16 protein-coding genes and 1 other RNA gene are annotated in these 21,198 nt (G+C 68.3%); 11 read left to right on the top strand and 6 right to left on the bottom strand.

Annotation, left to right across the window (positions count from 1 at the left end):
• Positions 1-85: 85 nt before the first annotated feature.
• Entirely contained in the window at positions 86-2,560 is a 2,475-nt protein-coding gene (locus ACRSCF_RS25935) for a TonB-dependent siderophore receptor (RefSeq protein ID WP_244387463.1), read from the top strand.
• A gap of 44 nt (positions 2,561-2,604) precedes the next feature.
• Here the strand turns inward: ACRSCF_RS25935 and rnpB are convergent.
• Positions 2,605-3,037, bottom strand: an RNA gene (gene rnpB / locus ACRSCF_RS25940) — RNase P RNA component class A.
• Positions 3,038-3,093: 56 nt separating this feature from the next.
• Positions 3,094-3,888 carry an AraC family transcriptional regulator gene (locus ACRSCF_RS25945; protein WP_034366273.1) on the bottom strand — a complete coding sequence of 265 codons (795 nt, stop codon included), beginning with the start codon at positions 3,886-3,888 and terminating at the stop codon, positions 3,094-3,096.
• A 96-nt stretch (positions 3,889-3,984) separates the two neighbouring features.
• Between ACRSCF_RS25945 and ACRSCF_RS25950 the strand changes: the two genes are divergently transcribed.
• The 4 genes from ACRSCF_RS25950 (at position 3,985) to ACRSCF_RS25965 (ending at position 8,672) form a co-directional block, all read left to right on the top strand.
• Positions 3,985-4,884, top strand: a complete 900-nt coding sequence (locus ACRSCF_RS25950) for a DMT family transporter (protein ID WP_034366269.1) — start codon at positions 3,985-3,987, stop codon at positions 4,882-4,884.
• Between the two features lie 258 nt (positions 4,885-5,142).
• Positions 5,143-6,468, top strand: coding sequence for an MFS transporter (locus ACRSCF_RS25955; RefSeq protein WP_016448052.1), 1,326 nt, complete (start codon positions 5,143-5,145; stop codon positions 6,466-6,468).
• Positions 6,469-6,573: 105 nt separating this feature from the next.
• Entirely contained in the window at positions 6,574-7,251 is a 678-nt protein-coding gene (locus tag ACRSCF_RS25960; protein WP_061288110.1) for a DUF2848 domain-containing protein, read from the top strand.
• 50 nt (positions 7,252-7,301) lie between these two features.
• Positions 7,302-8,672, top strand: a complete 1,371-nt coding sequence (locus tag ACRSCF_RS25965) for an amidase (RefSeq protein ID WP_034366266.1) — start codon at positions 7,302-7,304, stop codon at positions 8,670-8,672.
• A 20-nt stretch (positions 8,673-8,692) separates the two neighbouring features.
• On the opposite strand, the gene ACRSCF_RS25970 is transcribed toward ACRSCF_RS25965, so the two are convergent.
• Complete coding sequence (locus ACRSCF_RS25970; protein WP_034366263.1) at positions 8,693-9,628, bottom strand: LysR family transcriptional regulator; 936 nt, start codon at positions 9,626-9,628, stop codon at positions 8,693-8,695.
• 138 nt (positions 9,629-9,766) lie between these two features.
• Here ACRSCF_RS25970 and cysK point away from each other — a divergent pair, with 138 nt between their 5' ends.
• Entirely contained in the window at positions 9,767-10,684 is a 918-nt protein-coding gene (cysK, locus tag ACRSCF_RS25975; protein ID WP_016448056.1) for a cysteine synthase A, read from the top strand.
• A gap of 61 nt (positions 10,685-10,745) precedes the next feature.
• Here the strand turns inward: cysK and ACRSCF_RS25980 are convergent, their stop codons facing one another.
• The gene (locus ACRSCF_RS25980; RefSeq protein WP_244387465.1) at positions 10,746-11,654 is read right to left on the bottom strand and encodes a LysR family transcriptional regulator; all 909 of its coding nucleotides are present in this window, start codon (positions 11,652-11,654) and stop codon (positions 10,746-10,748) included.
• A 105-nt stretch (positions 11,655-11,759) separates the two neighbouring features.
• Here ACRSCF_RS25980 and ACRSCF_RS25985 point away from each other — a divergent pair, with 105 nt between their 5' ends.
• A complete protein-coding gene (locus ACRSCF_RS25985; RefSeq protein ID WP_244387466.1) occupies positions 11,760-12,974 on the top strand; it encodes an MFS transporter in 1,215 nt (404 codons plus the stop codon).
• Between the two features lie 301 nt (positions 12,975-13,275).
• Positions 13,276-15,132 carry an ABC transporter ATP-binding protein gene (locus ACRSCF_RS25990; protein ID WP_154835692.1) on the top strand — a complete coding sequence of 619 codons (1,857 nt, stop codon included), beginning with the start codon at positions 13,276-13,278 and terminating at the stop codon, positions 15,130-15,132.
• Here ACRSCF_RS25990 and ACRSCF_RS25995 read toward each other — a convergent pair.
• Positions 15,129-15,875: a GntR family transcriptional regulator gene (locus tag ACRSCF_RS25995; RefSeq protein ID WP_013804129.1), complete on the bottom strand. Its 747-nt coding sequence runs from the start codon at positions 15,873-15,875 to the stop codon at positions 15,129-15,131. The two genes, ACRSCF_RS25990 and ACRSCF_RS25995, sit on opposite strands and share 4 nt — an antisense overlap.
• A 97-nt stretch (positions 15,876-15,972) precedes the next feature.
• Between ACRSCF_RS25995 and pcaB the strand changes: the two genes are divergently transcribed.
• Genes pcaB through ACRSCF_RS26010 form a run of 3 tightly spaced genes read left to right on the top strand, consistent with a single transcriptional unit; the run spans position 15,973 to position 19,830 of the window.
• The gene (pcaB, locus tag ACRSCF_RS26000) at positions 15,973-17,355 is read left to right on the top strand and encodes a 3-carboxy-cis,cis-muconate cycloisomerase (RefSeq protein ID WP_034366257.1); all 1,383 of its coding nucleotides are present in this window, start codon (positions 15,973-15,975) and stop codon (positions 17,353-17,355) included.
• 44 nt (positions 17,356-17,399) lie between these two features.
• Positions 17,400-18,392: a tripartite tricarboxylate transporter substrate-binding protein gene (locus tag ACRSCF_RS26005; protein ID WP_034366254.1), complete on the top strand. Its 993-nt coding sequence runs from the start codon at positions 17,400-17,402 to the stop codon at positions 18,390-18,392.
• Positions 18,393-18,396: 4 nt separating this feature from the next.
• Entirely contained in the window at positions 18,397-19,830 is a 1,434-nt protein-coding gene (locus tag ACRSCF_RS26010; RefSeq protein ID WP_034366251.1) for a class II fumarate hydratase, read from the top strand.
• A gap of 5 nt (positions 19,831-19,835) precedes the next feature.
• On the opposite strand, the gene ACRSCF_RS26015 is transcribed toward ACRSCF_RS26010, so the two are convergent.
• Complete coding sequence (locus ACRSCF_RS26015) at positions 19,836-20,792, bottom strand: tripartite tricarboxylate transporter substrate binding protein (RefSeq protein ID WP_034366248.1); 957 nt, start codon at positions 20,790-20,792, stop codon at positions 19,836-19,838.
• Positions 20,793-21,198: the final 406 nt, after the last annotated feature.

Here is a 21,198-nt window from a genome sequence, read left to right on the forward strand (position 1 = left end):
CGTTCGTATAGGCATGAGGACCCGGGAACGCGACGCATTCGCAGCCCGGGAATCGCCATTGCCCAGATCCGCCACGGGACCTTCCATGCCTTCATTCCCCTCCAAGCCTTCACGCCTTGCCTGCCACCATGCCGTTGCGGCGGCCATCGCGCTGCTGGCCGTGCAGCTTTCTCCAGCCGCGCTGGCCCAGGCAGCACCGGCCCCGGCCACGGCCGCCAGCACCGACTTCCACATTCCCGCCCAGCCGCTGGACCAGGCGCTGGCCCAACTGGCCCGCCAGGCCGGCCTGCAACTGCTGGCTGCGCCTGAACTGGTGCAGGGCCGCCGCGCGCCCGCCGTGGAAGGGCGCCTGAGCACCGCCGCCGCCGTGGCCCGGCTGCTGCGCGGCAGCGGGCTGGAAGGCCATGTGAGCCAGGGCACGCTGGTGGTGGAAAAGCCCGCCGGCACCGTGGCCCTGCCCGAAGTCACGGTGTCCGCCGTGGGCGAGACCACGACCACCGAGGGCTCGGGCTCCTACACCACGGGGCTGATGAGCACCTCGACCAAGCTGCCGCTGTCCATCCGCGAGACGCCCCAGTCCCTCACCGTGGTCACGCGCCAGAAGATGGACGACCAGGGCATGCTGTCCATCGACGACGTGGCCAACAGCGCCACCGGCATCACCATCAACCGCTGGAGCGACGACCGGGCGCGCTACTTCTCGCGCGGGTTCGTGATCGGTTCGTTCCTGCAGGACGGCGTGCCCGTCTCGTATGAAACCGACACCTCCACCTACGACACCATGGCCATGTACGACCACGTGGAAGTGGTGCGCGGCCCCACGGGGCTGATGACGGGCGTGGGCGACCCTTCGGGCACCATCAACTTCGTGCGCAAGCGCGCGCCGCGCACCACCCAGCGCTCGGTCACCCTGCGCGGCGGCAGCTGGAACCAGGCCGTGGGCGAGGTCGATGTGGGCGGCGCCCTCATCGAGGACGGCTCGGCGCGCGGGCGTGTGGTGGCCTCGGCCCAGTCGCGTGACCACTTCATCGATGGCTATAGCAGCCGCCGCCAGCTGCTGTACGGCACCGCCGAGTTCGACCTGGGGCGCGACACCACGCTGAGCGTGGGCGGCTCCTATGTGAACGAAGACAACCCCGGCTCGCAATGGATGGGCGTGCCCATGGGCTTCGATGGCTCCTTCCTCGACATTGCGCGATCCAGGCGTTTCTCGCCCTCCTGGAGCAAATGGGACAAGAAGGAGGTCAGCCTGTTCGCCGACCTGGAGCACCGCTTCGACAACGGCTGGAAGGCCAGGCTGGCCGCGCGCGCCCTGCAGGCCCAGTCCGCGCTGGACGGCGCCTACCTGGTCTCGGGCGGCCTGGACGACCAGGGCCGCACGCGCTACGACGTGGCCGGCGGCCTCTACGACTACGACAAGCGCCAGCTCAGCCTCGATGCCTCGGCCCAGGGCCCCGTGCGCCTGTTCGGCCGCGAGCATGACCTGGCCTTCGGCCTCAGCCGCCGCACCATCCGCTGGAGCGACCAGGGCTACAGCTACCTGTCGCCCACGGGGGAATGGCTGATCGCCAATGGCGTCGATCCCTATACCTGGAACCCCCACTCGCTGGACCGCTCCGGCCTGCTGGCCGAAGACCTGTGGACGCGCCGCCAGAAGACCACGCTGACCTCGGCCTACGCCACGGGCCGCTTCCTGCTGGCCGAGCCACTGAACCTGATCGCCGGCGCGCGCCTGGACTGGTACGACTTCACCAACGTCCAGCGCCAGGGCAGCTGGAGCCGGGAGCGCGAATTCAGCGAGAAAGCCCATGCCACGCCCTATGCGGCGCTGACCTATGACATCAGCAAGACCTACTCGGCCTATGCCAGCTACACCAGCATCTTCCGGCCGCAGGATTTTCTGGATGTCTCGGGCAGCATGCTGGCGCCGGTGGAGGGCCGCAATTTCGAGCTGGGCCTCAAGGGCAGCTACCTGGACGAGCGCGTGAACCTGGCCGTTGCCGTGTTCAACACCACGCAGGACAACCTGCCCCAGGCCATCGCGGACATCAACTCCTGCACGGTGAAGACCAATTGCTACCGCTCCGTCGGCAAGGTCAGGAGCAAGGGGCTGGACGTGGACATCAGCGGCGAGATCCTGCCGCGCCTGAACGCCGGCCTTGGCTATACCTTCACCCAGGCCGAGATCGCCAGCGACAGCACCGAAGGCGCCAAGGGCGCGCCCTATGCCAGCTACACGCCGCGCCACCAGCTCAAGCTGTCGGCCATGTACCACCTGGGCGGCGAGCTGGGCGCATGGCGCGTGGGCGGCGGCCTGCGCTACCAGAGCCGCACCACGTCCGAGTCGCTGACCAGCGCCGAGGGCTATGCAATCCGCCAGCCCGCCCATGCCGTGGCCGACCTGGTCATCGGCTATCGGGTGAACCGGCAGCTGGACCTGCAGATGAACATCAGCAACCTGTTCGACCGCCGCTATTTCGAGACCCTGGGCACGAACAACGGCGGCAACTATTTCGGCGTGCCGCGCAGGCTGCTGCTGACGGCCAAATACCAGTTCTGAATCGCCCATGAAAATGCCCCGCCGGTGGCGGGGCATGGAAGAAAGTGTGAAGCGCGCCGATAAGCCGGATTCTGTGCACGCGGTTGCCCGCATGTGACCGCCATTAATCTGGGCCGGGCGTCGCCGCCCGGCTCGGTGCTACCTACCCGCACACTCCGGGGGCCCCGTCAACGTGTGCCTACTTGGTATTGCTGCGCGTAGAGATTGCCCGTTTCACCCGGGGACGCGTTCCGCGTCCCCGGGTGGCTATGGGGCCCAGGCTTTCGCCTGGGCGTCTGGCTTGCGCCATCCGTCGCCAGCTTGCGCTGGCACCCCATAGAACACCAAGTTGGCGGCACATGTCCCCGACTCGTCTCTGTTGCTCTGATCCTCACCTCACGGTGGACAGCCGTTAGCTGCTACGCTGCCCTGTGCAGTCCGGACGTTCCTCCAGTGCCGTGTTTCCACGATTGCACCAGCGGCGGTCTGGCGTGCTTCACGGGCGGCATTATCTCGCGGCTGGGGCCGGGCTGCAGACAGATGGCGCAACAGCCTCACGGAGGCATGCAGAACTCGCGGCGGAATTGTTCGGGTGAGGTCCCGGCCTCGCGCTGGAACATGGCGATGAAGGCCGAGGGCGTGCTGTAGCCCAGGTCATAGGCGATCTGCTGCACGCTCAGGCCGGCCTCCAGCGCGTCGATGGCCAGCAGGTAGCGCATGCGCTGGCGCCATTCGCCCAGGCCCATGCCCAGCTCGCGCTGGCAGTGGCGCGCCAGGGTGCGCTCGGTCATGTGCACGCTGGCGGCCCATTGGGCCAGGCTGCGGTGGTCCTCGGGCGCAGCGCGCATGCGGGTCAGCACTTCGACCAGGGCCGGGTGTTCGGCGGCCGGCAGATAGCCGGGCTCCACGGGAACGGCCCGCAACTGGTCGTAGAGCACACGGGCAAGGCGCAGGTCGGCATCCGTGGCGGGAATGTGCACGTCGCGCACGGCAAAGTCGGCCAGGATGGCCTTGACGATGGCGCCGATGCGCATGGAGCACGGCTGCGCCGGCAGCTCCCTGCACAGCGCAGGCGCCAGGTAGACCGAGCGGTAGACCACGGCGTGCGCCACATGGCAGCTGTGCACCACGCCGGGCGGCACCCAGACGCCGTACTGCGGCGGCGAGACCCAGCGCTGGCCTGCCGTGTCCATGCACATGCTGCCGTGGGGCGTGTAGTTCAGGTGTCCCCAGCTGTGGCTGTGCGGCGGCACCTCGGTGTCGGCGCCGAATTCGTCGTAGCGGAAGTAGTACTCGCCCGGCACATTCTCGACGTTCTGGATGCGCATGGGCTTGCTGGGACGGGGCATGGCGGATGGTCCGGGTTGCGCTATCGATTGTCCGAAACCAGGGATGCACTCCAAGTCGGACAGAACGATCATAGGACCAGTCTTAGGAGTCTTCCAATGGGGTCTTACCTTTTCCCTTTGATCGCCGTGCTCATCTGGTCGGTCAATACCGTGGTCAGCAAGATGGCGGCCGACAGCATCGGCGCGGCCGAGATCGGTTTCTACCGCTGGCTGGTGGCAGCCGTGCTGTTCACGCCCTTCCTTTTGCCGTCCATCTGGCGCCAGCGCGCCGACATCCGGCCGCAGCTGCCGCGCCTCATCGTGCTGGGAATGCTGGGCATGGTGATCTACCAGAGCCTGGCCTATTACGCGGCCCATATGACATCGGCCACGCACATGGGCCTGATCGGCTCGCTCACGCCCATGATGGTGCTGGGCCTGTCCACCGCCATGCTGGGCCAGGCGTTGAGCCGGGGCGCCGTGCTGGGCTGCGTGCTGGCGATTGCGGGCGTGGCCCTGGTGGTGTCTTCGGGGCAGCCTGCCACCTTGCTCACCCAGGGCCTCAATGGCGGTGACGCGCTGATGTTCGTGGCCATGCTGGCCTATGCGGTCTACAACATCCTGCTCAAGCGCTGGCCCATGCCGCGCCTGGCCACGGTGCAACTGCTGTACCTGCAGATCCTGGTGGCCGTGATCGCGCAGCTGCCGCTGTTCCTGATGGCGCCGCGCACGGGGCTGAACGCGGCCAACCTGCCGCTGGTGGGCTTTGCGGGCATCATGGCCTCCATCGCCGCGCCGCTGCTGTGGATGATGTCGGTGGCGCGCATCGGGCCGGGCCGCTCCAGCATGTTCTTCAACCTGGTACCCATCTTCACGGCCGTGATCGCCTTCATGGCATTGGGTGAGCCCCTGGCGGCCTACCACGCCGTGGGCGGCGTGCTGACCATCGGCGGCCTGCTGCTGGCCGAGCTGTGGAAGCAGCCTTTGCGCGCACCGCGTGCCGCCGCCACCGCCTGAAAAAATCAGGGTTTTCCCGAGCGCAAATGGTGCACGCATGCCGCATGCCGGTGCGGCGCCCGCACCATTGCTGCCCATAAGAATTTGCATTCAGGCCTGCTCATAATTTCTTGTTGGACAGCCCTGTCCTGCCTTTCGATACTGCCGCCAAAGGAACCGCTGCAAGCGCCAGACGCCTGAGGTTCCCACGACACACGGGCCCGGTCCCAGCGGCCTGGCCCGTGTGCCCGCTGCACTTTCGAAGACAGGAGACACCCCATGAGCAGCCCGGCATCCGCCGCACATCCCCTCGCACAGAGCACAGGCGCCGGCGAGGCCGCGTCCCTCGACATGGACGCCACCTACCGCAAGATCGCCTGGCGCCTGATCCCTTTTCTGGTCCTGCTCTTCATCCTGGCCTGGATAGACCGCGTCAACGTCGGTTTCGCCAAGCTGCAGATGCTGGACGACCTGCAGTTCAGCGAGGCCATCTACGGCCTGGGCGCAGGCATCTTCTTCATCGGCTACTTCCTGTTCGAAGTGCCCAGCAACCTGCTGCTGGAGAAGATCGGCGCGCGCAAGACGCTGGCGCGCATCACCATCCTGTGGGGCGCGGCCTCCATGGCCATGGCCTACGTGACCACGCCCACCATGTTCTACGTGCTGCGCTTCGTGCTGGGCGTGGTGGAGGCCGGCTTCTTCCCCGGCGTGGTGCTGTACCTGACCTACTGGTTCCCGGCCCGCCACCGGGCGCGCGTCAACGGCCTGTTCATGACCTCGTTCGCCATTGCGGGCGCCGTGGGCGGCCCGATTGCGGGCGCCATCATGAATGGCATGCAGGGCGTGGGCCATCTGTCCAACTGGCAGTGGCTGTTCATCCTGGAAGGCATTCCCTCGGTGATCGCCGGCTTCTTCGTGCTGCTGTACCTGCCCGAAAAGCCCGCCAACGCCAGGTGGCTGAGCGCGGCCGAGCAGCGCGCCGTGACCGCCGCCGTGGAGGCCGAGAACCAGGGCGGCCACAAGCATGTGTCCTTCCTGGATGCCTGCCGCAACTACCGCGTGTGGCTGTGCGCCGCCGTGTATTTCTGCATCGTCAGTGGCAACGCCACCATCGCGTTCTGGTCGCCGTCCATCATCAAGGAGATCGGCATCCAGAACACGCTGCAGATCGGCCTGATCTCGGCCATTCCCTTCCTGGCCGGCACCCTGGCCATGGTCTGGAACGGCATGCATTCGGACAAGACCGGCGAGCGCCGCATGCACTGCGCCCTGTCCGCGCTGATCGCGGCGGCGGGCCTGATCCTCACGGGCCTGTTCCTGCACAACGCCGTGCTCGCCCTGTGCGCGCTGACGCTGGCCTCCATCGGCATCCTCGCGGCCTTTCCCGTGTTCTGGTCGATTCCTGCCGCCTTCCTGGCCGGCACGGCGGCGGCCGGCGGCATTGCACTGATCAACTCCATCGGCAACCTGGCCGGCTTCGTGGCGCCCTACATGATCGGCGCGCTCAAGACCAGCACGGGATCGCTGTCCTCGGGCCTGTACTTCGTGGCAGCCCTCGAATTCCTGGCGGCCTTCCTGGTCGTGCTCTTCGTCAGGAAGCAGTGAGGCCTGCGCGTGCGGTGCCGCTCCACGCCCTCCGCACGCCACAGCCTGACTTCCGCGTTTTCTCACCGGGGCCCGCGGCCCCGAATTCCCCCTGGATCGCCTGCCATGCAACTGCAGTTCACCACCCCCGAAGGCCAGACCTTCGCCCCTGAATTCGACACCCTCATCGTCGCCGGCTGGGCCGGCCGCGACCGCGATGCCATCGAGCACCACATCGAGGAGCTGGCCGCCATCGGCATCCCGCGCCCCAGCGCCGTGCCGCTGTACTACCGCATCTCCAGCAACCAGCTGAGCCAGCGCAGCGCGCTGCAGGTGCTGGGCCCGGACTCCTCGGGCGAGGTCGAGGTCTTCGTGTTCACGCACGAAGGCGAGATGTTCGTGAGCCTGGCCTCCGACCACACGGACCGCAAGCTGGAAGCCTACAGCGTGGCCTTTTCCAAGCAGGCCTGCGTCAAGCCCGTGGCCACCCAGGCCTGGCGCTTTGCCGACGTGGCCGGCCACTGGGATGAGCTGGTCGTGCGCTCGTGGATCGTGGAAGACGGCCGCGAGGTGCTCTACCAGGAAGGCACGCTGGCCAGCCTGCGCACGCCCCAGGACCTGATCGCAGGCTTCACGGGCGGCAAGGATCTGCTGCCCGCAGGCTGCGGCATGACCTGCGGCACGGTGGGCGCCATCGGCGGCATCCGCCCCTCGACGCAGTTCTCCATGGAGCTGTACGATCCCCGCAGCCAGCGTTCCATCCGCCACAGCTACCGCAGCGAACTGCTGGACGTCGTGGCCTGAGCCCCGACTCCGATCCGCCCACGCCCGCCTTCACCCACAGGACTTCCCACATGACCCAAGCCCTCCCCCTGCCCAGCCTGGAACTGGCATCACAGCGCCTGCATGGCGGCGAAACCACCTCGGTGCAGCTGACCGAGCAGGCCCTGGCCCGCACCATGTCGGGGGAAGGCCCCAAGGTGTTCACGCGCGTGTTCCAGGGCGCGGCCCTGGCCGAGGCCCGCGCCAGCGACGTGCTGCGTGCGGCCGGCCTGGCGCGCTCGCCCATCGAGGGCCTGCCGGTCTCGGTCAAGGACCTGTTCGACATCGCCGGCTTTCCCACGCTGGGTGGCTCGCGCCTGCTGGCCGACGCACCGCCCGCGCAGCGCACGGCCGAAGTGGTGCAGCGCCTGCGCCAGGCCGGCGCCGTCATCGTGGGCACGACCAACATGACCGAGTTCGCCTACTCGGGACTGGGCATCAACCCGCACTACGGCACGCCGCGCAATCCCTGGCAGCGTGACGAGGACGGCGGCCGCATCCCGGGTGGCTCGTCCTCGGGCGCGGCCATCTCGGTCACCGACGGCATGGCCATGGCGGCCATCGGCTCGGACACGGGCGGCTCGGTGCGCATTCCTTCGGCGCTGTGCGGGCTCACGGGCTTCAAGCCCACGGCGCGCCGCGTGAGCATGGAAGGCGTGCTGCCGCTGTCGGCCAACCTGGACTCCATCGGCCCGCTGGCGCCCAGCGTGCGCTGCTGCGCCACGCTGGATGCCATCCTCAGCGGCGAGCCGCTGGGCGAGCTGCATGCCGCGCCGCTGCAGGGCCTGCGCCTGCTGGCACCCACCAACGTGGTGCTGGATGGCATGGACGCCACCGTGGCCGCGGCCTGGGAGCGCACGCTGGCCCGGCTGTCGCAGGCAGGCGCCCACATCACCCATGCCGTGGTCGCGCCCTTCGGCGAGCTGGCCGACATCAATTCCAAGGGCGGCTTCACGGCCGCCGAGGCCTGGGCCTGGCACCGCCACCACATCGCCACGCGCCTGTCCGAATACGACCCGCGCGTGGGCACGCGCATCCTGCGCGGCAAGGACATCAGCGCGGCCGACTACATCGACCTGCTGGCACGCCGCAGGCAGTGGATTGCCGCCGTGAGCGCGCAGATGGCCGACCATGACCTGATCGTCATGCCCACCGTGCCCGTGGTCGCCCCGAAGATCGCCGACCTCACGCAGAGCGACGAGGCCTACTTCGGCGCCAACGGCCTGATCCTGCGCAACCCCACGCTGATCAACTTCCTCGACGGCTGCGCCATCTCCCTGCCCTGCCACCGCGCAGGCGAGGCGCCCGTGGGCCTGAGCCTGGCCGGCCTCGGCGGGCAGGACCGGCGACTGCTGTCCGTGGCCCTGGCCGTGGAGCAGCTGCTGGCTTCGGCGCAGGGCTGATCGACCAGGCGGCCTCGGGCCTAGCCGCCCAGGCCGCTGCCCGGCAGCCGCGCCACGGCCTGGCCGTGGTTCAGCGCAAAGGCGGCGGCGGTCTCCTCGGCCGCGCGCGCCACCACTTCGGTCAGCGGGTTCTGGTGGTCGTTGCGGTAGCAGGCCACCAGCGGCAGCGAGGGGAACTCCCGGTCCACGCGCAGCAGACGCAGGCGCTGCTCGGCCAGCTCGCGCTGGATGATGGCCGGCGGCACGGCGGCCACGCCCAGGCCGTCGCAGACCACGCGGATCATGGTGGCCACCGAGGCAATGCAGTTCAGGTGCACCGAGGCGCTGCTTTCGGTGGAGAACAGCTGCTCGATCACCGCATACGGCTCGGAGCCGCGCGCAAAGCACATGATGGGAAAGGCCGCCAGCTCGGCCAGGCTCAGGGTCTCGTCGCCGATGCCCAGCTTGGGGCTGCCCACCCAGGCCATGGGAAATTCGCCCAGCGACAGATGGCCCAAGCCGGCCGCCGTCACGGGCTTGGCTTGCAGCGACAGGTCCAGCTGCCCCTTCACCAATTGCTCGGACATGTGCAGCGTGGTGTCGCAGGCGATCTCCACCTGCAGGCGCGGATAGCGCTGCTGCAGCAGCGCCAGGAAATCGGGGAACCAGCTGTGCACGATGGACTCGATGGCGCCGATGCGGATCACGCCCGCATAGGCCTGCTTGTCCAGCATGTCCTCGCGCATCTCGCGCATGAGGCGCAGCATGCGCTCGGCATGGACCAGGGCCTTGGCGCCGTCGGCCGTGAGCGTGACCTCGCGCACGCCGCGGTCGAACAGGCGCACGCCGAACTCCTGCTCCAGCGTGGCGATGCGGCTGGAGACGGCGGCCTGCGTGGTGTACAGCCGCTCGGCCGTCATGCGGAAATTGCGCAGCTCGGCCAGCAGCACAAAGGTTTCCAGGAACCGTAGATTCATGCGGCGATGTTAGCCGTCCAGGCCATATCGATATAGCCCATGCATGGAACGCCTGCGTGCACAATGCTCCGTGACCGCGCACGCTGGCTGCGCAACACCCCGACTGTCCAACCACCACCCCAAAATCGCGGAGGTCCGATGAGAGCTGACAACATCCTGCAAACGATTGGCAACACGCCCCACGTGCGCATCAACCGCCTGTTCGGCGCCGGTGCCAATGTGTGGATCAAGTCCGAGCGCGGCAACCCCGGCGGCTCCATCAAGGACCGCATCGCGCTGGCCATGGTCGAGGACGCCGAGAAGTCCGGCGCCCTGAAGCCCGGCGGCACCATCATCGAGCCCACCAGCGGCAACACCGGCGTGGGCCTGGCCCTGGTGGCCGCTGTCAAGGGCTACAAGCTGGTGCTGGTCATGCCCGAGAGCATGAGCATCGAGCGCCGCCGCCTGATGCTGGCCTACGGCGCCAGCTTTGACCTCACGCCCAAGGAAAAGGGCATGAAGGGCGCCATCGCCCGTGCCCAGGAACTGGCCAGCCAGACGCCTGGCGCCTGGATTCCGCAGCAGTTCGAGAACCCCGCCAACATCGATGTGCACGTGCGCACCACCGCCCAGGAAATCCTGGCCGACTTCCCCGAAGGCCTGGATGTGCTGATCACCGGCGTGGGCACGGGCGGCCACCTGACCGGCGTGGCGCGGGTGCTCAAGGCCCAATTCCCCCAGCTCAAGGTCTTCGCCGTGGAGCCTGCCGCATCGCCCGTGATCTCGGGCGGCCAGCCCTCGCCCCACCCCATCCAGGGCATTGGCGCAGGCTTCGTGCCCAAGAACCTGGACACCAGCCTGCTGGACGGCGTGATCCAGGTCGAAGCCGAACCCGCGCGCGAGTACGCACGCCGCTCGGCCCGCGAGGAAGGCATCCTGGTCGGCATCTCCTCGGGCGCCACGCTGGCCGCCATCGCGCAGAAGCTGCCCGAGCTGCCCGCAGGCGCCAAGGTGCTGGGCTTCAACTACGACACGGGCGAGCGCTACCTGTCGGTGGAAGGCTTCCTGCCGGCCTGACCGCCCTGCCCCCTGAACAAGCCAAAGGCCCTTCGCGGGCCTTTTGTCATGGCAGAGCCGTTCAGATCGTCAGGCCCTGAGCCAGGTGCCGCAGCAGCGCATCCACCTTGGGCAGCAACTGGCGGCTGCGCGGCCAGACCAAGTGCAGCGGCAGGCCATCGACTTCGGCGCCTGGCAGCAGCCGCAGCAGGTGGCCATCGCGCAGCGGCGCCTCAACCATCCACGTGGCCAGTTGGGCGATGCCGCAGCCCGCCATCACGGCAGCCACCACCGCTTCGCCATCGCCCAGCACCATGCGCGGCTGCACCGCAATTGCGCCGGCACTGCTCTGCCATGCACTCATGCCTGCATCGGTTCTTCCATAGGCCACGGCATCATGGCCGGCCAGTGCCTGCAGGCTGTCAGGCGCTCCGCGCCGCTCCAGATAGGCAGGCGATGCGCAGAACACCAGCCGCTCCCGCCCCAGCAGACGCTGGCCCAGCCCCGCAGGCAGCTGCACGCTGCCGCCTATGCGCACGGCCACGTCGATGCCTTCGTCCACCACGTCCACGAAGCGGTCCGTGAACGACACCTGGGGCTGCACCGCCGCATGGCGCTGTGCAAACTCCAGCAGCAGCGGCATCACCTTGAGCCGTCCGTACAGCGCCGGCAGGTCCACGCGCAGCCTGCCTGCGGGCTCCAGGTGCTCGGCGGCCAGCACCTGCTCGGCCGACTCCAGCTCGCCCAGCACGCGCACACAGGTGCGGTAGAAGGCCTCGCCGGCATCGGTCAGCCGCAGCCGCCGCGTCGTACGTTCAAACAGGCGCGTCGCCAGCCGGGCTTCCAGCCGGGCCACGGCCTTGCCCACGGCCGAGCCCGTCAGGTGCAGCCGCTCGGCAGCAGCCGTGAAACTGCCCGCGTCTGCGGTACAGACAAAGGACTCGATGCCCTTGAGACGCTCCGAAGGAAACATGGCGATGGCGGCTTTCATTCAAGAATCAATTTCCAGTATCTGCAGAAAATTCATCCGAGATAAGAATTCACATCTTAAATAAGCTCGCGGGCCTGTTGTTTCTTTTCCCCGGAGTCTTTGCGCATGTCCCCTGCCCCATCCCTGAACCGCGATGCCCGCCCCTCCATTCCTGCCACCCAAGGCAAGGCCGCCACCGCCGTGCTGGCGGTGGCGGCTTTCGTCATCGTCACAACGGAGTTCCTGATCGTCGGCCTGCTGCCGGCGCTGGCGCGCGACCTGGGCACCAGCGCTGCGGCGGCCGGCCAGCTGGTCACGCTGTTCGCCCTGGTCGTGGCGCTGGCCGGTCCGCCGCTCACGGCCTGGCTGGCACCTGTGGGCCGCAAGCGCCTGTTCGTGGCCATTGCCCTGCTGTTTGCGGGCTCCAATGCGCTGGCGGCCGTGGCGCCCAGCCTGGGCGTGCTGGCACTGGCGCGCCTGCTGCCGGCCATGGCGCTGCCGGTGTTCTGGGGCACGGCCAGCGAAACCGCTGCGCAACTGGCAGGACCGTCACGCGCAGGCCGTGCCGTGGCCAGCGTCTACCTGGGCATTTCTGCGGCGCTGCTGCTGGGCATTCCCCTGGGCACGCTGGCCGCCGATGCCGTGGGCTGGCGCGGCGCCTTCGGCCTGCTGGCCCTGCTGTCGCTGCTGGTGGCCCTGGCCCTGCAATGGAAGATGCCGGCGCTTGAAGGCGCGCCCCGCATGCCCCTGGCGCAGCAGTTGCGCGTGTTGCGCACTCCCCGGTTCCTGGCGCAGATTGCGCTGTCGGTGCTGGTCTTCACGGCCATGTTCACGGCCTATACCTATCTGGCCGAAATCCTGGAGCGCGCCGCCGGCGTGGCACCCGCACGCGTGGGCTGGTGGCTGATGGGATTTGGCGCCGTCGGCCTGGCCGGCAACTGGCTGGGCGGGCGCTGGGCCGAGCACCACGCGCTGAGAGTCACAGCGGCCCTGTGCCTGGTACTGGCCCTGGGCATGGCGGCCACCGTGCAGCTGGCCCAGGCCCTGCCCTGGCTGGTGGTCGCGCTGGCCGTCTGGGGCGTGGCCAACACGGCCCTGTACCCGGTCTGCCAGATCCGCGTCATGCAATCCGCACCCCAGGCGCAGGCCCTGGCGGGCACGGCCAATGTCTCGGCCGCCAATGCCGGCATTGCGCTGGGTGCCCTTTTGGGCGGATGGGCACTGCAGACCGCAGGCCCTCTGTCCACGGGCCGGGTTGCCGCCGGCCTGGCCATGCTGGCGGCCGTGGCGGCGCTGTGCATGGCACGCTCGGGGCGAGCAAGGCACGCGCACTGCGCATGATCCACTCCACGAAGAGCCAGGGCCGGCAATCGCAGCGGCGTGCATTGTTGCTGGCCGCTGCATGCTGCGTTGTCTGCTCGCGCACAAAGTGAACCGCCTCGGGCCTGGACAATCCGTACCGGCGCCGCGACCGCATCCCGGACCGCCGCCTGTGTGCAGCGCAGACGTGACGCCCAGCCCGGCGTAAGACAGTTGTGTGGAGATCTCTTACAAAACATGTTGCGCCCAAAGGTCATGCTGAACGCGCATCGGGCAAACCCGACTCTGGCCTACGATGGTCTGACCAAGGAGTAAAAAAATCTTGTTCGGTTTCTTTGAAAAACGCGTCCCGCCCTATCCCAGCGTCGAGCCCACGGTCCCGCCCAAGGGCTTTTTCGCCTTCATCTGGGCCTGCACGCAAGGCATGCGCGGCTGGATCGCGCTGCTGACCTGCACCTCGGCGCTGCTGGCCGTCTACGAGGCGGCGCTGTTCGCCCTGATGGGCCATGTGGTGGACTGGCTGTCCACCGTGTCGCCGGCAGGCTTCTGGGAGCAGCAGCGCGGCACGGTCTGGGGCATTGCCGCCATCCTCTTGTCCAGCGTGCTGCTGCTGGCCTTTCACACGGCAGTGATGCACCAGGTGCTGGCCATCAATTTCCCCATGCGCCTGCGCTGGGTGTTCCACCGGCTGATGCTGGGCCAGAGCATGTCGTTCTATGCGGACGAGTTCGCGGGCCGCATCACCACCAAGATCATGCAGACGGCGCTGTCGGTGCGCGAAGTGGTGTTCATGGTGGTCGATGTGCTGGTGGGCGTGAGCGTCTACATGATCGGCATCCTGGTGCTGGCGGCCAGCTTCGAGTGGCGGCTGATGATTCCGTTCGCGCTGTGGCTGCTGGCCTATATCGGCGCCTGCTTCTACTTTGTCCCGCGCCTGGGCAAGATCGGCAAGGAGCAGGCCGACGCGCGCTCCATGATGACGGGCCGCGTGACCGATGCCTATACCAACATCGCCACCGTCAAGCTGTTCGCCCACACGCGCCGCGAGGCAGAGTACGCGCGCAACGCCATGGACGCCTTCAAGTCCACCGGCTATGCGCAGATGCGGCTGGTCAGCCTGTTCGAGATCACCAACCACCTGATGATCACGATGCTGCTGGTGGGCTCCACGGGCACGGCGCTGTACCTGTGGTCTGCCGGCCAGGCCAGCGCGGGCGTGGTGGCAGCGGTGATTGCCATGGCGCTGCGGCTGATGGGCTATTCGCACTGGGTGATGTGGCAGATGACGGGCCTGTTCGAGAACGTGGGCACCATCCAGGACGGCATCCTCACGCTGACCAAGCCGCGCACCATCGTGGATGCGCCCGACGCCAGGCCGCTGCAGGTCACGCACGGCGCCATCGCCTTCGAGGACCTGAGCTTTGCCTACAAGGACGGCGGCAAGCAGGTGATCGACCACCTGAACCTGCACATCCGCGCGGGCGAGCGCATCGGCCTGATCGGCCGCTCGGGCGCGGGCAAGTCCACGCTGGTGAACCTGCTGCTGCGCTTCCATGAACCCCAGGGCGGGCGCATCACCATCGACGGGCAGGACATCCGCACCGTCACGCAGGACAGCCTGCGCGGCGCCGTGGGCATGGTGACGCAGGACACCTCGCTGCTGCACCGCTCCATGCGCGACAACATCCTCTACGGCCGCCCCGATGCGACCGAGCAGGAGATGCTGGCCGCCGCGGACAAGGCCGAGGCCTCGGACTTCATCGCCACGCTGACCGACCTCAAGGGCCGCAGCGGCTACGATGCCCAGGTGGGCGAGCGCGGCGTCAAGCTGTCGGGTGGCCAGCGCCAGCGCGTGGCGATTGCGCGCGTCATGCTCAAGGACGCGCCCATCCTGCTGCTGGACGAGGCCACCAGCGCGCTGGACAGCGAGGTCGAGGCCGCCATCCAGCAAAGCCTGGACAGCCTCATGCACGGCAAGACCGTGATCGCCATCGCCCACCGCCTGTCGACCATCGCGGCCATGGACCGGCTCATCGTCATGGACCAGGGCCAGATCGTCGAGCAGGGCACGCACCAGCAACTGCTGGAGCTGGGCGGCATCTACGCCAAGCTGTGGTCGCACCAGAGCGGCGGCTTCCTCGCAGAGCAGGGCTCGGAAGCTGCCAACGCCAACGGCTAGACGCTCGCCAGATCCCGGTCCAGCTGCGTATGCAATGTGTAGCGGCTGGCCGGGTGCAAGGTCACACTGAGGTCCATCAACTCCCCATCGGTATCCAGGTAGCGGCGCACGATCTTCAGCGCCGCTGACCCGGCCGGGGCCTGCAACTCTTCCGACAGCGCATCCGGAATGAGCGCTCCCACCACGGCCTGCCGCACCCGCGCGATGCGCAGGCCGTACTGCTGCTCCAGCAGGCTGCTGACCAGCAACTCGGGCGCGGCGCGCACGCGCTCGGCCAGCTCCTGCGTGTCAAAGCGCTGCGCATCCACATAGACCACGGTCCAGGCAATGGGCAGGTGCGGCGCTGCGCCGTCGCGGCGCAGGCTGCAGATGGCCAGCCAGCGGCTGCCGGCCGGGCAGTCCAGCTCGGCGGCCAGGTCCTGGTCCAGCACCACCTCCTCGATGCGCCGCACTTCGCGCACATGGGTGGCGCCGAACTGCACCAAGTCCTCCAGCGAGGTCAGCGCCTGGCGGTAGTGCGCATGGGGCTGCGCCGCCTCCACGCGCGTGCCGACCTTCTTGCGCCGCGAGACCAGCCCCGACTGCTGCAGCTCGGCAATCGCCGCGCGCACGGTGTGGCGGCTCACGCCATAGCGGTCGCACAGCTCCAGCTCGGTAGGCAGCAGGGCGCCCACGGCGTATTCGCCCGAGGCAATGCGCTCGGACAGGTCGCGCGCCACCTGGGCATAGCGTGTCTCAGCCATGGGCGCAGGCCTTCCCCCCAGGCAAACCCGGATGTTCGTAATGTACGTACATAAATAAAAATATCGATATGTCCGAACTTAATTGCAATTACGCACCATGACCCTTCCGTCCTTCACCGCCAGCACCGCCATCGATTCGCTGCTGTTCCGCGACGCCTTCGGCACCCCCGCCATGCGCGCCATCTTCGCCGACAGCGCGCTGGTTTCGCGCTACATCGAGGTCGAGGTCGCGCTGGCACGCGCCCAGGGCCGCTGCGGCGTGATTCCGGCCGAGGCCGCACACGAGATCGCGCAGCGCTGCAGCCTCGAAGCGCTGGACTTCGAGCTGCTGCGCAAGGAAACCGACATTGTCGGCTACCCCATCCTGCCGCTGGTGCACCAGCTGGTGAAACAGTGCGGCGACGCAGGCCGCTACATCCACTGGGGCGCCACCACCCAGGACATCATGGACACCGCCACCGTGCTGCAGGTGCGCGATGCGCTGGACCTGGTCGATGCCGACATCGCCGCGCTGCGCACCATCCTGGCCGACCTGGCAGAACGCCACCGCGACACGCCCATGGCCGGCCGCACGCACCTGCAGCACGCCCTGCCCATCACCTTCGGCTACAAGGCCGCCATCTGGCTGGCCATGTTCGACCGCCATGCCCAGCGCCTGCAGGAACTGCGCCCGCGCGTGCTGGTGGGCCAGTTCGCGGGGGCGGCAGGCACGCTGGCCTCGCTGAGCGGCCGGGGCCTGGAAGTGCAGCAATTGCTGATGGAAGAACTGGGCCTGGGCGTGCCCGCCACCACCTGGCATGTGGCGCGCGACGGCCTGGCCGAGGCCGTGAATTTCCTGGCCCTGGTCACCGGCTCGCTGGGCAAGATCGCCTACGACGTGATGCTGCTGTCCTCCACCGAGTTCGGCGAGGTGTTCGAGCCCTTCGTCACGGGGCGCGGCGCCAGCAGCACCATGCCGCAAAAGCGCAACGCCATCTCCAGCGAGCTGATGCTGGCCGCCTCCAAGGCCGTGCGCCAGCATGCGGGCCTGATGCTGGACGCCATGGTCCAGGACCTGGAGCGCGCCACCGGCCCCTGGCACGCCGAATGGGTGGCCCTGCCCGAGAGCTTCGTGCTCTCGGCCGGCGCCCTGCACCAGGCGCGCTTCATGCTGGGCGGCCTCATCGTCGATCCCGAACGCATGGCCCGCAACCTGGACATGACCGACGGTCTGATCGTGGCCGAGGCCGTGATGATGGGCCTGGCCCCGCACACGGGCCGCCAGCAGGCGCACGACATCGTCTATGCCGCCTGCCGCAGCGTCAACGCCGAGGGCGGCACGCTGGCCGATGCGCTGGCCCGCCTGCCCGAAGTCACGGCCCATTTCGACCGCGCGGCGCTGCAGCGCCTCACCGACCCGCGCAACTACCTGGGCGAGGCCCCGCAGATGGTGGACCGCGCCCTTGCGCTGTCGCGCGCCCATACAGCCAGCGGCCGCTGACATCCCGACCCAGGACAGAACACAGCACTACAGGAGACAACACCATGCCTTTCCATCTTCCCCGCCTGCCACGCCTGGCCCTTGCCCTGGCCGCCACCACCTTCGCCCTGGCCGCGCACGCCCAGGGCGGCTACCCCGCCAAGCCGCTGACCTGGATCGTGCCCTTCGCGGCCGGCGGCCCCACGGACGCCATGGCGCGCGACATCGCCCAGCGCACCAGCACCCAGCTGGGCCAGCAGATCATCATCGAGAACGTTCCGGGTGCGGGCGGCACCATCGGCGCGGCCAAGGCGGCGCGCTCGGCGCCCGACGGCTACAGCTTCCTGGTCGGCCACATGGGCTACATGGGCGCGGCGCCGTCGCTGTACAAGAAGCTGGCCTATGACCCGGTCAAGGACTTCGAGGCGGTGTTCCGCTTCCCCGACACGCCGCTGGTGCTTCTGGTGCGCAAGAACTCCCCGTACAAGACGGCCGAGGAGCTGGTGGCCTTCGGCAAGCAGAACCCGGGCCGGCTGAACTTCGGCAACGCGGGCGTGGGATCGACCTCGCACCTGGTGGCGGCGCTGTTCGCCAGCCGCGCGCAGATGGAGATCACCCAGGTGGCCTACAAGGGCGCGGCACCGGCCATGACCGATGTGATCTCGGGCCAGGTCGATGCCATGTTCGACCAGACCAACACCGCCCTGCCCCAGCTGGCCGGCGAGCGCATCCGCGCCATCGCCCTCACCTCGGACAAGCCCATGCCCCAGTTCCCGGGCGCCGCCGCGCTGGGCCAGAAGCTGCTGCCGGGCTTCGAGACCGCCACCTGGTACGGCATCTACGCGCCCAAGGGCACGCCGCGCGACGTGGTGCAAAAGGTCTACCAGGCCTATACCAAGGCCCTGGCCGACAAGGCCTGGACCGACAGGATGGCCGCCCAGGGCATACGCCTGCTGCCCGCAGATCAATACGCGCCCGAAGCCCTGGCACGCCACACGGCCGCCGAGGTGGAGCGCTGGCGCAAGGTGGCAGCCGACGCGAAGATCTCGCTGGACTGAGCCCATGGACCAGACACGCACCCAGGCCCAGGCACAGACCCAAGCTCATACCCGCATCGAGCACGATGCCTTCGGCCCCGTCCACATCCCTGCCGACCGCCTCTGGGGCGCGCAGACCCAGCGCGCGCTGGAGCTGTTCACCATTGGCGAGGAGCGCTTTCCGCAGGGCCTGTACCGCGCATTCGGGCTGCAGAAGCTGGCGGCAGCGCGCGCCAACCGGCGCCTGGGCGTGCTGGACGACCAGCGCGGCGCGGCCGTCGAGGCCGCGGCCGTCGAACTGCGCGACGGACTGCTGGACGCGCATTTCCCGCTGACCATCTGGCAGACGGGCTCGGGCACGCAGACCAACATGAATGCCAACGAGGTCATCGCCAACCGCGCCAACCAGATGCTGGGCCAGCCCCCGGGCACGCGCAGCCCGGTCCACCCCAACGACCATGCCAATGCCTCGCAGTCGTCCAACGACAGCTTTCCCACGGTGATGCACCTGGCCACGGCGCTGGAGCTGCGCGACCACCTGCTGCCCGCCCTGGAACAGCTGCAGCAGCGCCTGCAGGAACGCGCCCTGGCCTTTGCCGGCGTGCTCAAGGTGGCGCGCACGCACCTGATGGACGCCGTGCCCATGACGCTGGGCCAGAGCTTCGAGACATTCGCCCACCAGGTGGGCCACGGCATCCACCGGCTGCGGGACACCCAGCCCCGGCTGTGGAGCCTGGCCCAGGGCGGCACGGCGGCCGGCACGGGGCTCAACGCGCCGGCCGGATTCGACCGGATCTTCTGCGAGGAGATACAGGCGCTCACGGGCCTGGCGGTCACGCCCAATCCCTGCAAGTTCGAAGGCATGGCCGCGCACGATGCGCTCATCGAGGTCTCGGGCGCACTCAATGTGGTGGCCGGTTCGCTGGCCAAGATGGCCAACGACATCCGCCTGCTGGGTTCAGGCCCGCGCTGCGGCCTGGGGGAGCTGGTGTTTCCCGACGATGGGCTGAGCTCCTCCATCATGCCGGGCAAGCGCAACCCGACCGTGGCCGAGGTCGTGGTCCAGGCCGCCTACCAGGCCATGGGCCACCACCTCACCGTCACGCTGGCGGGCTCGGCCGGGCACTTCGAGCTCAACGTGGCCAAGCCCGTGCTGATCCACCACCTGCTGCGCGCCATGCGCGCGCTGGGCGACGCCAGCCGCGTGTTTGCCGAGAAACTGGTGGCCGGCCTGCAGGCACATACGGAGCGGCTGGAGCAGCAGGTCAGCCACTCGCTGCTGCAGGCCACCGCGCTCAACCCGGTACTGGGCTATGACGCCGTGGCACGCATCACGCGCGAGGCCATGGCGCGCGGCATTGCGCCGCGCGAGGCAGCCGTGGAGCTGGGGCTGATCACGGCGGCCGAGTACGACCGGCTGGTGGACCTGCGTGCCATGGCCGGGCTGCCGCCCGCGTAGCGGCCTCAATCCTCCAGGCCTATGTTCTGCACGATCTTCTTCTCGTCCTCGAACGCCTTCCTGGCGAACGCCGTGTACTCCTGGCTGCCGCGGAACTGCGTGCGCACGCCGTAGTTGCCGACGACCTGGCGGAAGGCCGGGTCGTCCATGGCGGCCTTGATGGCGGCTTCGAGCTTGCGCACGATCTCGGGCGGCAGGCCGCGCGGCCCGGCAATGCCCAAGGGCGAGGGCACATCGAAGGAATAACCGGCCTCGCGGAACGTGGGCACGTTGGCAAAGGCCTCGGGCCTCACCTCGGAGGCCGAGGCCAGGGCGCGCAGCTTGCCCGAGCTCAGGTACGGCAGCACCGTGTTGGCGTACACGCCGGACTTGATGTGGCCGGCCATCAGCGAGTTCAGCGCCTCGGCATCGCCCTTGAAGGGCGCATGCGTGAAGCGTGCGCCCGTGGCCTGCTCCAGCAGCGCCATCACCACGTGGTTGGCCGTGAACTTGCCCGGCGTGCCGTAGTCCACGGCGCCCGGATTCTTCTTGGCGAACTCGACCAGGTCCTGCACCGTCTTGAACGGCGAGTCCTGGGGCACGGCCAGCACGAAGTCATAGGTCATGTAGGTGGCGATGTAGCTGAGATCGCGCACCGGGTCGTACTGCACCTTCTGGATGTGCGGCTGGCGGAAGATGCTCACGGGCGCCAGCGTCAGGCGGTAGCCGTCCGGCTTGGCCGATCGCATGTCCATCACGCCCATGGACGCGCCCGCGCCGGGCTTGTTCTCGATCACCACGGTCTGCCCCAGCTGCTTGCCCATGCCCTGTGCCAGCGCACGCGCCACCACATCGGTCACGCCGCCCGCGCCGTAGGGCACGACCAGGCTGATGGGGCGGCTGGGATAGCTGTCCTGCGCCCATGCTGCGCCCGTCATCAGGACCGATGCGCACATCCATGCGCCAAACACTCGTCTTTGCATTTCCATCTTCCTCAGAGGCCCACGACCATCGAACTTGCTGCTGTTCAATTTAGATGGATGCATGCCAACCATGGATTCGGGCAAGCCCGTAGCGTTGGGGCTTGTGGGGAAAACGCGCAGCGTGGGTGCGGGACTGATGGCTCTATAGCAGGGGGTGGCGTGGTTGCTTGGTTTGCGGGGGGTGGTGGGGTGTTTTTTTGCGCATTGTGGGGGGTGGGGCATGTCTTTGAGGCGACAGTCATGGGGCGGGATCTGTCTTCAAAGCTGCTGCCATTGATAGCTGTTTTTGTCCCTGCCGGGTGGTTGTTTTTCGAGGCCGGGTTTCGGCCCGGCGGCCGACCTACTTTCTTATCGCGCGATAAGAAAGTAGGCAAAGAAACGCGCCCAAATGCCCGCGACCCCTGCG

This window comes from Delftia sp. 11MD (genome assembly GCF_050907895.1).
Taxonomy (GTDB): domain Bacteria; phylum Pseudomonadota; class Gammaproteobacteria; order Burkholderiales; family Burkholderiaceae_C; genus Comamonas; species Comamonas tsuruhatensis.

Excerpts from the sequence above, each read along its gene's own strand:
- pcaB (WP_034366257.1), top strand. The coding sequence starts at position 15,973 with ATGACCCTTCCGTCCTTCACCGCCAGCACCGCCATCGATTCGCTGCTG.
- cysK (WP_016448056.1), top strand. The coding sequence starts at position 9,767 with ATGAGAGCTGACAACATCCTGCAAACGATTGGCAACACGCCCCACGTG.
- ACRSCF_RS25955 (WP_016448052.1), top strand. The coding sequence starts at position 5,143 with ATGAGCAGCCCGGCATCCGCCGCACATCCCCTCGCACAGAGCACAGGC.
- ACRSCF_RS25935 (WP_244387463.1), top strand. The coding sequence starts at position 86 with ATGCCTTCATTCCCCTCCAAGCCTTCACGCCTTGCCTGCCACCATGCC.
- ACRSCF_RS25980 (WP_244387465.1), bottom strand. The coding sequence starts at position 11,654 with ATGAAAGCCGCCATCGCCATGTTTCCTTCGGAGCGTCTCAAGGGCATC.
- ACRSCF_RS25995 (WP_013804129.1), bottom strand. The coding sequence starts at position 15,875 with ATGGCTGAGACACGCTATGCCCAGGTGGCGCGCGACCTGTCCGAGCGC.
- ACRSCF_RS25985 (WP_244387466.1), top strand. The coding sequence starts at position 11,760 with ATGTCCCCTGCCCCATCCCTGAACCGCGATGCCCGCCCCTCCATTCCT.
- ACRSCF_RS26010 (WP_034366251.1), top strand. The coding sequence starts at position 18,397 with ATGGACCAGACACGCACCCAGGCCCAGGCACAGACCCAAGCTCATACC.
- ACRSCF_RS26015 (WP_034366248.1), bottom strand. The coding sequence starts at position 20,792 with ATGCAAAGACGAGTGTTTGGCGCATGGATGTGCGCATCGGTCCTGATG.
- ACRSCF_RS25945 (WP_034366273.1), bottom strand. The coding sequence starts at position 3,888 with ATGCCCCGTCCCAGCAAGCCCATGCGCATCCAGAACGTCGAGAATGTG.
- ACRSCF_RS25960 (WP_061288110.1), top strand. The coding sequence starts at position 6,574 with ATGCAACTGCAGTTCACCACCCCCGAAGGCCAGACCTTCGCCCCTGAA.
- ACRSCF_RS25965 (WP_034366266.1), top strand. The coding sequence starts at position 7,302 with ATGACCCAAGCCCTCCCCCTGCCCAGCCTGGAACTGGCATCACAGCGC.
- ACRSCF_RS25970 (WP_034366263.1), bottom strand. The coding sequence starts at position 9,628 with ATGAATCTACGGTTCCTGGAAACCTTTGTGCTGCTGGCCGAGCTGCGC.
- ACRSCF_RS25950 (WP_034366269.1), top strand. The coding sequence starts at position 3,985 with ATGGGGTCTTACCTTTTCCCTTTGATCGCCGTGCTCATCTGGTCGGTC.
- ACRSCF_RS26005 (WP_034366254.1), top strand. The coding sequence starts at position 17,400 with ATGCCTTTCCATCTTCCCCGCCTGCCACGCCTGGCCCTTGCCCTGGCC.